Source organism: Candidatus Methylobacter favarea (genome assembly GCF_902806695.1).
GTDB lineage: Bacteria > Pseudomonadota > Gammaproteobacteria > Methylococcales > Methylomonadaceae > Methylobacter_B > Methylobacter_B favarea.
Window position 1 is genome coordinate 68402 of the sequence record NZ_CADCXN010000113.1, and the last position, 11766, is coordinate 80167.

At 48.9% G+C, this 11766-nt stretch carries 12 protein-coding genes and 2 pseudogenes; 4 read left to right on the top strand and 10 right to left on the bottom strand.

The window, feature by feature from the left end; translation table 11 throughout:
• Positions 1–11 precede the first annotated feature (11 nt).
• From trpA to HUX64_RS17545, 8 genes and pseudogenes are all read right to left on the bottom strand, one after another.
• A complete protein-coding gene (gene trpA, locus HUX64_RS17510) occupies positions 12–815 on the bottom strand; it encodes a tryptophan synthase subunit alpha (protein WP_174627494.1) in 804 nt (267 codons plus the stop codon).
• The gene (gene trpB / locus HUX64_RS17515; protein WP_174627495.1) at positions 812–2014 is read right to left on the bottom strand and encodes a tryptophan synthase subunit beta; all 1203 of its coding nucleotides are present in this window, start codon (positions 2012–2014) and stop codon (positions 812–814) included. Before trpB ends, trpA begins: the two co-directional genes overlap by 4 nt.
• Positions 2011–2643 carry a phosphoribosylanthranilate isomerase gene (locus HUX64_RS17520; protein ID WP_174627496.1) on the bottom strand — a complete coding sequence of 211 codons (633 nt, stop codon included), beginning with the start codon at positions 2641–2643 and terminating at the stop codon, positions 2011–2013. Before HUX64_RS17520 ends, trpB begins: the two co-directional genes overlap by 4 nt.
• A 222-nt stretch (positions 2644–2865) precedes the next feature.
• Complete coding sequence (gene msrB / locus HUX64_RS20560) at positions 2866–3984, bottom strand: peptide-methionine (R)-S-oxide reductase MsrB (protein ID WP_174627497.1); 1119 nt, start codon at positions 3982–3984, stop codon at positions 2866–2868.
• Between the two features lie 156 nt (positions 3985–4140).
• Positions 4141–4899, bottom strand: a complete 759-nt coding sequence (locus tag HUX64_RS17530) for a DUF2231 domain-containing protein (RefSeq protein ID WP_246247107.1) — start codon at positions 4897–4899, stop codon at positions 4141–4143.
• A complete protein-coding gene (gene truA, locus HUX64_RS17535) occupies positions 4880–5683 on the bottom strand; it encodes a tRNA pseudouridine(38-40) synthase TruA (protein ID WP_174627498.1) in 804 nt (267 codons plus the stop codon). Before truA ends, HUX64_RS17530 begins: the two co-directional genes overlap by 20 nt.
• Before the next feature lie 8 nt (positions 5684–5691).
• On the bottom strand, positions 5692–6198 hold the full coding sequence (locus HUX64_RS17540) for a L,D-transpeptidase (RefSeq protein ID WP_174627499.1): 507 nt from the start codon (positions 6196–6198) through the stop codon (positions 5692–5694).
• Positions 6199–6579: 381 nt separating this feature from the next.
• Positions 6580–7572: pseudogene (locus HUX64_RS17545) on the bottom strand (integron integrase).
• Between the two features lie 157 nt (positions 7573–7729).
• Here HUX64_RS17545 and HUX64_RS17550 point away from each other — a divergent pair.
• From HUX64_RS17550 to HUX64_RS17565, 4 genes and pseudogenes are all read left to right on the top strand, one after another.
• Positions 7730–8140 carry a DUF6157 family protein gene (locus HUX64_RS17550; RefSeq protein WP_174627500.1) on the top strand — a complete coding sequence of 137 codons (411 nt, stop codon included), beginning with the start codon at positions 7730–7732 and terminating at the stop codon, positions 8138–8140.
• A gap of 122 nt (positions 8141–8262) precedes the next feature.
• Positions 8263–8550, top strand: coding sequence for a BrnT family toxin (locus HUX64_RS17555; protein ID WP_174627501.1), 288 nt, complete (start codon positions 8263–8265; stop codon positions 8548–8550).
• Positions 8547–8789 (top strand): BrnA antitoxin family protein, encoded by a 243-nt coding sequence (locus HUX64_RS17560; RefSeq protein WP_174627502.1) that lies wholly within the window; start codon positions 8547–8549, stop codon positions 8787–8789. The genes HUX64_RS17555 and HUX64_RS17560 overlap by 4 nt, the downstream gene beginning before the upstream one ends.
• A 258-nt stretch (positions 8790–9047) precedes the next feature.
• A pseudogene (locus HUX64_RS17565) lies at positions 9048–9577 on the top strand (REP-associated tyrosine transposase).
• 246 nt (positions 9578–9823) lie between these two features.
• On the opposite strand, the gene rlmD reads toward HUX64_RS17565, so the two are convergent.
• Positions 9824–11158, bottom strand: a complete 1335-nt coding sequence (gene rlmD, locus HUX64_RS17570; RefSeq protein ID WP_174627522.1) for a 23S rRNA (uracil(1939)-C(5))-methyltransferase RlmD — start codon at positions 11156–11158, stop codon at positions 9824–9826.
• Positions 11159–11160: 2 nt separating this feature from the next.
• On the bottom strand, positions 11161–11760 hold the full coding sequence (locus HUX64_RS17575) for a YdbL family probable chaperone protein (protein ID WP_174627503.1): 600 nt from the start codon (positions 11758–11760) through the stop codon (positions 11161–11163).
• Positions 11761–11766 lie beyond the last annotated feature (6 nt).

The window sequence follows — 11766 nt, forward strand, 5'->3', positions numbered from 1 at the left end:
GGTTCCGTTTTTTAAGCATCTATTGCCTGACGCATGGATGTCAACAATTCGACTATTTCATTTCTGGCAATTTCCAGATCAGCGAGATTTGCTTCAATTTTACTGACCAGAGCACTGCCCACTACCACACCGTCGCCCAGGCCGGCAATTGTCCTTGCTGTAACAGCATCCTTGACACCGAAGCCGATCGTTACAGGCAAGGAGGTGTTTGCTCTGATTTGTTTGAGCTTGATTTCGACATCGGCTGTATTCAAGTGTCCTGCCCCGGTGACGCCTTTAAGAGACACATAATAAAGATAACCGCTGCCTGCAGCGGCCACTTTTTTAATACGCTCATCGCTGATATTGGGCGCCAATAAAAAAACAGGATCAATTTCGCACGCCTTTAACAAGGCGATATACTCTTGCCCTTCTTCCGGCGGCAAATCGACCGTTATAACCCCGTCAATATCGGCGCGCTGCGCGGCATTGGCAAATTCTTCATAGCCCATTGCTTCAATGGGGTTTACATAGCCCATAAGCACAAGAGGAGTTTGCCGATCTTTTTCCCGGAATTGGGAGGCAATTGTTAACACGCGACTCAAACTCATATTATGCGCAAGGGCGCGTTCGCAGGCCCGCTGTATAACCGGCCCTTCAGCCATAGGGTCAGAAAAAGGCACGCCCAGCTCGATAATATCGGCGCCGGCGTTAACCATCGCATGCATCATCGGCACGGTAAAGTCCGGGTTTGGATCGCCAGCGGTAATAAAGGGAATCAGCGCCTTGCGTCCGGTTTTGGAAAAGGCTTCAAATCTGGCAGTTAATCGGCTCACAGTTCTATGCCTTCGCGTTGAGCCATTGTATGCATATCTTTATCGCCACGGCCGGACAGGTTTACGATAATGATTTCATCGGCTTTCATGGCGGGAGCCAGCTTCATGGCGTAGGCCATGGCATGGCTGGACTCCAACGCAGGGATAATGCCCTCCATTCTGGTCAAGGCATGAAATCCCTCCAGTGCCTGATTATCCGTGATATTGACATACTCAACCCTGCCTATGTCTTTTAACCAGGCATGTTCAGGGCCTACCCCCGGATAATCCAGACCTGCCGAAATAGAATGCGTTTCGATAATCTCGCCGTCTTCATCTTCCATCAAATACGTGCGGTTGCCGTGAAGCACGCCGAGGCGGCCCGCACATAACGGGGCTGAATGGCGACCGGTTTCAATACCGTCTCCCGCCGCTTCAACGCCGAACATTTTTACCGACTTGTCATCAATAAACGGATAAAACAAACCGATTGCATTCGATCCGCCGCCCACACAGGCAACCAGGGCATCAGGCAAACGTCCGCTGATTTCCTGGCATTGCTGCCTTGCCTCGCGACCGATAATGGCCTGAAAATCCCTGACCATGGCAGGATAAGGATGCGGACCGGCAGCGGTGCCAATAATATAAAACGTATTATCGACATTGGTCACCCAGTCCCGGAGCGCTTCATTCAACGCATCTTTCAAAGTCTTAGACCCTGACTGAACGGCGACGACTTTTGCGCCCAGCAGCTTCATGCGGTAAACATTTAAAGCCTGGCGCGCAACATCGACAGAACCCATATAAACGACGCACTCCAGCCCCAGTCTTGCAGCCACGGTTGCTGTCGCTACGCCATGCTGGCCGGCCCCGGTTTCGGCGATTATGCGTGTTTTGCCCATACGCTTTGCCAGTAAAGCCTGCCCAACCGTATTGTTAATTTTATGGGCGCCGGTATGATTAAGGTCTTCGCGTTTTAAATAAATTTGGGCGCCGCCCAGTTCGCGGCTCCAGCGTTCCGCATGGTATAAGGGCGAAGGCCTGCCCACATAATGTTTTAAATCGGCATCCAGTTCCGCTATGAAGTCCGGGTCTTTTAAATATCGCTGATAGGCTGCATTTAACTCCTGGATAGGCGGCATTAACGTGTCAGCCACAAACATTCCCCCGTAAGGGCCAAAATGACCGCGCTCGTCGGGCATATTATATTTTTCTGTCATCTGCTTAATCTGTCACTCTCATAAACTTCGTTTAAAAATGCCGCCATTTTAGCTGCATCCTTGATACCCTTTTCAACTTCCACGCCGCTGCTGACATCCAGCGCATAAGGCCGCACCTTCTGTACAGCTTGCCTGGCATTATCAATTGCCAAACCACCCGCCAGAATTACCGGTAATTCGCGGTGTCCGGGAATTAAATCCCAATCAAAGCGGCTGCCCGTTCCCCCTTTAGCGGCCGGATGATAAGCATCCAGTAATAACGCCGACGCATCATGATAGTGCCTGGCCACATCATCAATCTCAATGCCGGGCTGCATTCTTAACGCTTTAATGTAACGTTTGCCATACATCCGGCAGGCTTCGGCAGATTCATTACCATGAAACTGAAGGCAATCAATTGCTACCTTTTCAAGCACTTCACGTATCCGTGATTCCTGTTCATCGACGAACAATGCTACTACCGTGGCAAAGGCAGGCAAGGCATTGACAATCTTAACCGCCTGATCAATATCGATATTTCTTGGACTGGGCGGATAAAAAACCAGACCGATCGCATCCACACCAGACAGCGCCGCACAAACAGCATCTTCAACACGGGTAAATCCGCAAATTTTAACGCGAGTTCGCATAAAGAGATACGGGAATTTATCGAAAAAAAATCAAGTTGCCCAGAATAGCATAAATAACATTGTAATTTGCTTGTTATCATTGCTGTTCAGCACGGCTCATAATTAAGCGGTCAGTTCGGGAAAATACTTCTGCCCGCGCGCCTTCCATAATCTTATCTGAAGACTGCACTATAGCGGAGCAAGCCATTTTAAATAGTCGCCGAACCCGCCTGATGACAAGTATTACCGGGTGTTTTCAGTTTGAAAGCGGGATAAAAATTCCCCATACCCCGCTGCTTCCATTTCTTCAACCGGAATAAATCGTAGTGAAGCTGAATTAAGGCAATAGCGCAGTCCGGTAGGTTGAGGTCCGTCCTCGAAAACATGACCAAGATGCGAATCTGCATGGCGGCTTCGCACTTCCGTGCGGGGAAAAACCAGCAGAAAATCTTTCTTTTTAAGGATATTGTCTGCTACTAAAGGGCGCGTAAAGCTGGGCCACCCGGTACCCGAATCGAATTTATCCCGGGACGAAAACAAGGGCTCACCGCTCACGACATCGACATAAATACCTTCACGCTTTTCATTCCAGTAGGTATTTTTAAACGGCGGTTCCGTATCTTCCTCCTGGGTAACCTGGTATTGCAGAGGCGTTAATGTGTTACGTAATACTTCATCGGATGGTTTTGTATAGTGATTCATTGCTGTATCCTGGCCTGTTTTTAAAATTAGCTCGGGCCCCCAGATTTTTTTTAGATAATTGTCCCGGCCTGATCTAAAACGATAATATTTATAACGGAGCGGATTAATTTTAGAGTAATTCTGATGATAATCCGCAGCCGGATAAAAACTCTCAAATTTTTTTATTTCTGTAACGATCGGCGCCGAATAGCGTCCTGATTGGCTCAATAACTGGCGCGACTTTTCAGCATGCTCCTTTTGCTCCTGGCTATTATAAAAAATCACCGTCCGGTATTGCCTGCCCCTGTCTACAAACTGGCCAGCGTCATCGGTGGGATCGACCTGCCTCCAGTAAGCATCAAGCAGCGTTTTATAGCTGATTACGGCCGGGTCATAATAAACCTGAACACTCTCAACGTGGCCTGTACCGCCTTTGGATACTTGATCATAACTGGGATTAACGATGTGTCCGCCGCTAAAGCCTGAAATCACCTTATGGACGCCGGTAAATTTTTCAAGACCCGATTCAAGGCTCCAGAAACAGCCCCCGGCAAAAGTGGCCACTGACAGGCTGTCAGGCTCGGCAACAGAAGAAGCCGCCTGCAGGTTTTTTTCGGCATGAGTGAGCATTGCCAGTACAGCGATGACACCTGCCATTAATAAAGAAATACTTGTTTTCATAACCTCTTCTCTCAAGAGCTTGAGAAATTTCTGTAATTGTCAGTAGTTTTACATTACCGGATTTAACATAAAACAAGCCCTACATTGTCGCCGCCTATTACTCATCAATTATAAAGAACAAAGCAGTAGCAGCAGGTTTATTTGCTTATTCCTTAATCAATGCGAGTGTTCATGCAGCTGTTCGGGGGCATGGGAATGGTCATGATTATGTTCATGGCTAAACCCGCCTTCAGGAACCGGAACAGCTTCCACGCCAATGCCATATTTATAAACCAGTGTACCGCCCAAATCGGAGCTCACCATTATCAGTAAGCACAGCAAAGCTGAAAGTACAAGAAAAAAGCCGTTAGCCCCGCCCCGGATTAAACTACCGCTTTTCATCCGCCAGATCGACAACACTATTGCCAAAGCAAGGACCACTATGCCAAGCTGTTCAAGACGCTCCATAAGATCATGTACATTTTGCCCATGCGCTACAGAATCGGCGGCCATAAACCCGGAAATCACCGTAAACACGGTAGCTACGGTACCCATATAAAGAAACCAGCTGGCAACACTGCGCCATTGCGGTTTTTTTGCCAGCGTAGCGATTAAATCCAGAACAAAAAATGCCCATATAAATGCAATGGTAAAATGCACCAGCAAGGGATGAAGATTATCCATACCCGCCATACCCGGAAGTATCAATGCAAAAATATCCTGCGGCGCCTTGGATGCAAGGTTTTCAAGAAACGCCAAAAGATGACTGACACTCTCAGCAATGCCGTCGTGATCGCTTCCACCATGAACCTGGAAAGATAAAAAATTATTCATGCCCATCATTTTTAATTTTTTAAAAAAGAACAATTTACCCGATATCCAGGCAAAAGCCAATAAACTGACCAGCCCTGGCAGACTAATCAAAGCGTTTGGCATCGGCAGGCAGCTTGTTGAATACTGGATGTTTCTGAATGCCATATTGTTCAGGATAATAAACCGCGCCCAGATATAAACCGTCGGGCGCCGCCGTGGCGCCGCCCAGCTCACGGTTTTTAACCTCAAGCAAGTGTTGGGCCCAGTCCACCGGCCGTTTTCCGGTCCCTATATCCATCAATACTCCGGCAATATTCCTGACCATATGATGTAAAAATGCGTTAGCCGCAATATCAATGATCACCTTCTCGTCATTGCGGTAAACATCGATAAAATACATGACACGAAAAGGGCTTTTGGATTGGCAGCCTTGGGCGCGGAACGAGGAAAAATCATGATTTCCGATCAGATATTGGCCGGCTTGATGCATCCTCTCTGCATCCAGGGGCACATAGCACCAGGTCGCCTGTTTACGCAATAGGGCCGATTTTACCGGCCGGTTAACAATGATATAGCGGTAAAACCGCGCAATCGCACTGTATCTTGCATGAAAGTCGGCTACTGCCTCTTTTGCCCAGATAATTCTGACATCATCGGGCAAATTACTATTGCCGCCCAGCATCCAGCTATGCAGGTCGCGTTCTACATTGACATCAAAATGCGCGATCTGTTCAAAGGCATGGACGCCGGCATCGGTTCTTCCGGCGCAAATCACGCTCACCTTCTGATCGGCAACTTTTGATAACGCCCGTTCAAGCACCTGCTGCACAGTGCGCCGGCTGGCCTGCCACTGCCATCCTGAAAACCCGCTGCCGTCGTATTCCACGCCCAGAATAATCCGCGTCATGTCATTCCTTAGTCATGAATATAAACGGTGATCCCGGCCTCGACGCGATTAAACAAATCCAGCACATCGGCATTTTTCATGCGAATGCAGCCATGCGAGGCTGGATTACCATTCATTAATTCATCGGGGCAACCGTGGATATAAATATAACGCCATGTTGAATCGACCGTACCGTAGCGATTTTTACCGGGCTCAAGCCCGCCCAGCCAGAGAATTCGCGTTAATATCCAATCCCGTTGCGGATATTGCCTGCCCAGCTCGGCATTGTAAATCTCATTCGTGGGGCGTCTGCCTCTGAAAACCGACTGCAGCGGCTGGCCGGCGCCAATTTTCGCCCTGATTTTATGCCAGCCGCGAGGCGTACATTGACTGCCCATCAGCTCGCCAGCGCCTTTTTTGGCCGTGGAAACCGGGTAACACCGTACCCGGTTTCCATTCTCATAAATCGTCAACTGCTGACTGGAGATAGCAATATCCAGATAATTCTGTACATCGCCCGCCGCTTTATTTTTCATTTAACACCCAGACACCATCCTAATCAGAACTCAAAAGATCCAGGATCATGCATAAAATAACTTTAACATCTTACTCCCTCTCCCTCCGGGAGAGGATTGGGGAGAGGGGATAAAATACCAATGCCGTTAAGTTAAGCCGTTCGCTGAGCGGTGTCGAAGCGATTTTTTGGCTTCGACTCCGCCCAGCCAGCGGGCAAATCCTGCGAAGAAGCGCTTAACTTAACGGCATTGGATATGAACTCGGTGTTTCAGGCACAATCCCCTAAATGCATATTATAAAGCTTGGTTGGGTACGCACTTCGAACTTTTTGGGGTTTAATTAGCCGAAACGTTTTATTGTGGTAACCGATGCGTACCGCACACTATCGTGGTAAACAAAAATCATACCAACTGATCCAATGGACTGGTCACACCTTTACAGCCCTTATTCAATACATGGGTATAAATCATTGTCGTGCTAACATCCGCAGGACCGAGCAACTCCTGAACCGTGCGAATATCGTAACCGCTTTCCAGTAAGTGTGTCGCGAACGAATGCCGAAAGGTATGCGGCGTCGCCGCTTTTGTCAAATCCGCATCGCGCACGGCCTGTTTGACCGCCCGCGGCATGGCCTGTTCCTGCACATGATGACGGCGTACCGCTCCACTACGCGGATCAGCCGATAATTTTGCCGCAGGAAACAGGTACTGCCAAATCCATGCTTTTGCCGCATTCGGCTATTTACGCTCCAACGCATAAGGCCTATACACCGTCCCCAAACCCTGCGCCAAATCATTTTCATGCAACTCCCGCACTTTAACCAAATGCGCCTGTAAAGGCGCTACCAACGACATCGGCAACATCGTCAGCCGATCCTTAAAACCTTTGCCGTCACGAATTAAAATCTCACGCCGTTTAATATCGACATCCTGCACCCGCAAGCGTAAACCTTCCATAATTCGCATCCCTGTTCCATACAGCAAACTCACAATCAGCCAATGCGTACCGGACAGCCGCGATAAAATCGCTTGTATCTCATCGCGATTTAACACTACCGGCAAACGCTTGGGCGTCTTGGCCTGTTCCACGTTATCCAGCCACGGCAACTCTATTGCCAACACCTCCTTATAGAGAAATAGCAAGGCGCACCTGGCCTGATTTTGCGTGGATGCAGCGACTTTGCCGTTAACGGCCAAATGAGTTAAATACTGTTCCACTTCAGCTGCCCCCATGTCACGCGGATGTTTCTTGCCAAAATATAGAATGAAGCGCTTTATCCAGTCTGTATACGCCTGCTCGGTACGGATGCTGTAATGCTTCAAGCGGATTTTTGCCCTGACTTGATCGAGCAACTTAGGTTCTTGGTTAGGTAAATTTGCTGATGGGTATTGCATTTGATTTAGGATGTGATAAAAGATGACAGGGGTATGAAATATAGTTCATTTCGCGTTTTTTTAAATATTTAGACAAACGAGTGACGCAATATTTTGCGTCTATTAGGATGGCTAATTATAGTTATGCCGCAAGTATGGTCGGGAGGATGCATCGATAATGAAAACGACCAACTACTACAACACGTTCATCGAAGTGGCGGAGGACTGCCCCGTCAAGGTTGCCGAGGTTCCTCCTCGCAAAGGCGAGGCGCCAACTGTCGCGAGTATGCAGTTCGAGTTACTCAATGGCAATCCTTACAAGTACACCTCAGACGACGTGTTGTTCCAGGTTCACGCAATCCGAAACAATATTGCCAGGAAGAATTATGCTCGTATCCGGGAGGAGTTCTTTGCCAAGGGCCAACCATGCTTTCGCTCATCTCCTCTGGCTAAGCGCTACGGTTGGGGTGTCCACAGTGACGCTGAAGGGCGCATTGCCATCTTCTCTATCGAATCCAAGGAGTACGCCACGCTAGCGAAAGACAAGAACTTCAAGCATCTGAAGGCGATGCGTTCTAAGCATGCTTGACTTAGGGGTCGGCATAACAAGGCGCTGCACCGGACGGCAATTCCGCTGCGCTCCATTGCCGCCGGTGAGCTTGGTCGTTAGGCATTGCTTGACATACTAGCCTTTGTACATACAATGTAGCCATGATTAAGTTTGAATGGGAGACAACAAAGGCTGCCAGCAATCAGAAAAAACACGGCGTTTCTTTCGAAGAAGCCAAGTCTGTTTTCTATGACGAATTTGCAGTGCAATTTTATGATGATGGGCATTCGGAAGAGGAACACCGCTTTTTGATGCTTGGCTTTAGTTGTGAATCCAGAATACTTCTTGTCTGCCACTGCGAGCGCGAATCAGGTAATACAATCAGGATAATATCGGCCCGCAAAGCAACTAAACGCGAATGTAGCCATTACAAAGGTAACGTACCATGAAAGCAGAATATGATCTCTCCCAAATGAAATCGCGAAAAAACCCCTATGCTTCCAAACTTAAGAAATCGGTTACTATCCGGTTGGGCGAGGATGTGGTCGATTATTTCAAAGAAATGGCTGAAGGGACTGGTGTACCTTATCAAAGTCTCATCAATTTATATCTTCGGGACTGTATGCGCCAGCATCGGACAATTGATATTTCTTGGCAGTCAAATTCAAAAACAATTTCGAGCCAATAAAAAGACGTTGTGATTCTTATCCCGCATTCGGGCACAACAAATCTTTTTGGTTGCTGGTAATTAGGCATTGGTTAAATCGCGGAGCCTAACAAGTCGGTCAAAGGGACGCGCCGCCCGTTGGCGGTTTTGAAATTCAGTTTTTTATCAAGGTTTGGCGGCTTCGTTTAAGCCCGCGTAGGTCCGATTAGCGCAGCGTAATCGGACGCATGTTGTTGAGACAAGCGTTATCATCGCGGTTTTCCAAAACAGGAAAGGGGTATGCCAAACTATAGACGCGCATTCATCCCAGGAGGAACTTGGTTCTTTACGGTAAACCTGCTACGGCGACATCACAACGGTCTGCTTATTCGCGAGATCAGTTTGCTGCGCGAAATAGTGAGACGGGTCCGCGAACGCCACCCTTTTCAAATCGACGCTTGGGTCGTTTTGCCGGAACATTTGCATTGCGTGTTAACCTTGCCACCCGGCGATAGCGATTTCAGCATGCGATGGCGATTGATTAAAAGCGGGTTTTCACGTGCGTTACCTAAACCGAGCGACGGTCTGACGTACGAAAAGCAGCCGGAGAACGAGGCATATGGCAGCGGCATTACTGGGAGCATTTCATCCGCGACGACTCCAATTATCAACGTCATGTCGATTATGTTCATGTAAATCCCTTGAAACATGGACGCGTCAAACGTGTGGCGGATTGGCCTTATTCGACTTTTCATCGCTATGTCGCCAAAGGTGTTTACCCACTTGATTGGTGCGGTGATGTCAATTCCGTGGTGGATGGCTATGAATGATATGCGTCCGATTACGCTGCGCTAATCGGACCTACGCGGGTTGAACAAAATACTATGAACCGGAGGGCTGTAAAGCTGTAGGGTGGATTCACCGTTAGGCAATCCGCCATAATCGGAGTCTTGATCCTGATTCCCCACTCAGACTTTTCCAAGCGGTTCTTATGTCCAATTTCCGATTGTTTTTGATATTGTGCGTTGATTGGCGGTTTGCTGTCGCGAAACCGCCCTAAGCAATAAATCACATTTTTATTTTTCAAACAAAGCAATCGACTCTACATGCCCCGTTTGCGGAAACATATCCATCACGCCGGCTTTGATCAATTTATAGCCCAGTTCATTGACCAGAATACCGGCATCGCGGGCGAGCGTTGAGGGATTGCAGGACACATAGAGAATCTGCCCTGGATTCCATTTTTTAAAATAATGCAAAACTTCCGAGGCCCCTGCCCTGGAAGGATCCAGCATGATTTTGTTATATTTTTGCTTTGCCCAGGTCTGGTCGCTGATATCCTTGCTCAAATCCGCGGCATAAAATTCAACATTGGTTATGCTGTTATGGCGCGCATTTTCCTTGGCATGATTGATCAGCGGCTGATCGCCTTCGACGCCCACCACGCGACCGGCAAATTTCGCCATTGGCAAAGTAAAATTGCCCAGACCGCAAAACAGATCCAGCACAGTATCGTTTTTATTCAGGTTGAAGGCATTCAAAACCCGGTTGATCATTTGCCGGTTGATTTCATAATTAACCTGCGTAAACATGGCGGGCCTGAATTTGAATTCTATGTTTTGATCCGGCAGCGCATAGGTCGGTATAACTTCCGGCTCGCCCTCCAGCGGCACGATGGAATCCGGCCCTTTGGCTTGCAGGCACAGGGTAATGTTATGGTCTTTGGCAAAATTTTTCATGCGTTCCTGGTCGGCAGCGGTCGGCGGCTCCAGCACACGAATAGCCAGCACGCACTGCTCATCCCCGATCGCCGCTTCTATCTGCGGAATTTTATCGCGGATGCTTAAGTGGCCGATCATTTCTGATAACGCCGTCAGCTTGGCGCCCACGATCGGGTGCATCACGATACAACTGTCTATTTCAGCTAAATAAGGATGCCGCCGTTCCCGGAAACCCACCAGCACCCGGTTTTTTTTAGCGACATATTTAACGCCCATCCGGGCCTTGCGGCGATAACCCCAGTGCGGGCCTTCCAGCGGCTGCCAAAGCTCAGGAATTTCAACCTTGCCGATGCGCCTGAATTGCTCTTTAAGCAAGTCCTGCTTGATTCTGATTTGCGCAGATGACTCGACATGCTGAAAACTGCAGCCCCCGCATACGCCGTAATGCGCGCATTGGGCATCGGCCCTGTCATCGGCCCGGCTTAGCAGCTTGACGACTTTGCCTTCGGCATAATCGCGGCGGCTTTCGGTATAAATAAATTCCACGTCTTCGCCGGGCAGCGCCGCATCTATAAATACCGCTTTGCCGTCTACATGAGCCACACCGCGCCCGTCATGGGCCAAGGATTCTATCGTGGCTTTAACCGGCGTTTCAGGCAGCTGTTTCTTTCTTGATCGTTTGCGCGTCATGCCTATTTTTGCTTCCAGCTTCCAGCCGCCTGATACCACCAGCCCGGCTTGGCATTGCTTATCCAGCGGGCCGCGAAAGTGGCTTTGATTTGTGCGGCCCATTCAGGATGCCCGTTAGCATTGGCAATGGCCTGATAAAGCTTTTGCCGGTCTGCATTTTCTGCGGCCACCAGTTTATTGATCTTGTTTCTGTCCTGAAGCGGTACGCTGGAAGGATCTCTGACCGCTAAAAAGCCGTCGGCCTGGATGCCGATTACACCGCTGGCGTACAAAGGTTGCAGCGCTGAAAAACGGCTTTCCATTGCCGCGCGTATCTGCCTGATTTCTGCACTGTCGATAGCTAAATCAGCCGCAGCCTGGGCAGGCGAAATAACGGCATTGGCGGCAATATCCAGCCAGTGAAAAGCAGCCGCCTGCCAGTCAGGCAAACTTGACTCCGGCTTGGGCACAGTTTTTTCAGGCTCGGACTGCGGCGGTGTAACGCTCTGGATGTCTTTGATGATTTCATCGGCCGCTTTTTCAGCAGCGGCGGCAGGAAAGTAAATATTAATCGTGACGCAGGCCGTCAACACTAATAAGCCAAATGCGGATAGTCTTTTCATAATCTT

What these genes read in the sequence shown, in the direction of transcription:
- trpB (WP_174627495.1), bottom strand. Translation starts at nt 2,014, where the DNA reads ATGACAGAAAAATATAATATGCCCGACGAGCGCGGTCATTTTGGCCCT.
- HUX64_RS17520 (WP_174627496.1), bottom strand. Translation starts at nt 2,643, where the DNA reads ATGCGAACTCGCGTTAAAATTTGCGGATTTACCCGTGTTGAAGATGCT.
- msrB (WP_174627497.1), bottom strand. Translation starts at nt 3,984, where the DNA reads ATGAAAACAAGTATTTCTTTATTAATGGCAGGTGTCATCGCTGTACTG.
- HUX64_RS17530 (WP_246247107.1), bottom strand. Translation starts at nt 4,899, where the DNA reads ATGCCAAACGCTTTGATTAGTCTGCCAGGGCTGGTCAGTTTATTGGCT.
- truA (WP_174627498.1), bottom strand. Translation starts at nt 5,683, where the DNA reads ATGACGCGGATTATTCTGGGCGTGGAATACGACGGCAGCGGGTTTTCA.
- HUX64_RS17540 (WP_174627499.1), bottom strand. Translation starts at nt 6,198, where the DNA reads ATGAAAAATAAAGCGGCGGGCGATGTACAGAATTATCTGGATATTGCT.
- HUX64_RS17550 (WP_174627500.1), top strand. Translation starts at nt 7,730, where the DNA reads ATGAAAACGACCAACTACTACAACACGTTCATCGAAGTGGCGGAGGAC.
- HUX64_RS17555 (WP_174627501.1), top strand. Translation starts at nt 8,263, where the DNA reads ATGATTAAGTTTGAATGGGAGACAACAAAGGCTGCCAGCAATCAGAAA.
- HUX64_RS17560 (WP_174627502.1), top strand. Translation starts at nt 8,547, where the DNA reads ATGAAAGCAGAATATGATCTCTCCCAAATGAAATCGCGAAAAAACCCC.
- rlmD (WP_174627522.1), bottom strand. Translation starts at nt 11,158, where the DNA reads ATGACGCGCAAACGATCAAGAAAGAAACAGCTGCCTGAAACGCCGGTT.
- HUX64_RS17575 (WP_174627503.1), bottom strand. Translation starts at nt 11,760, where the DNA reads ATGAAAAGACTATCCGCATTTGGCTTATTAGTGTTGACGGCCTGCGTC.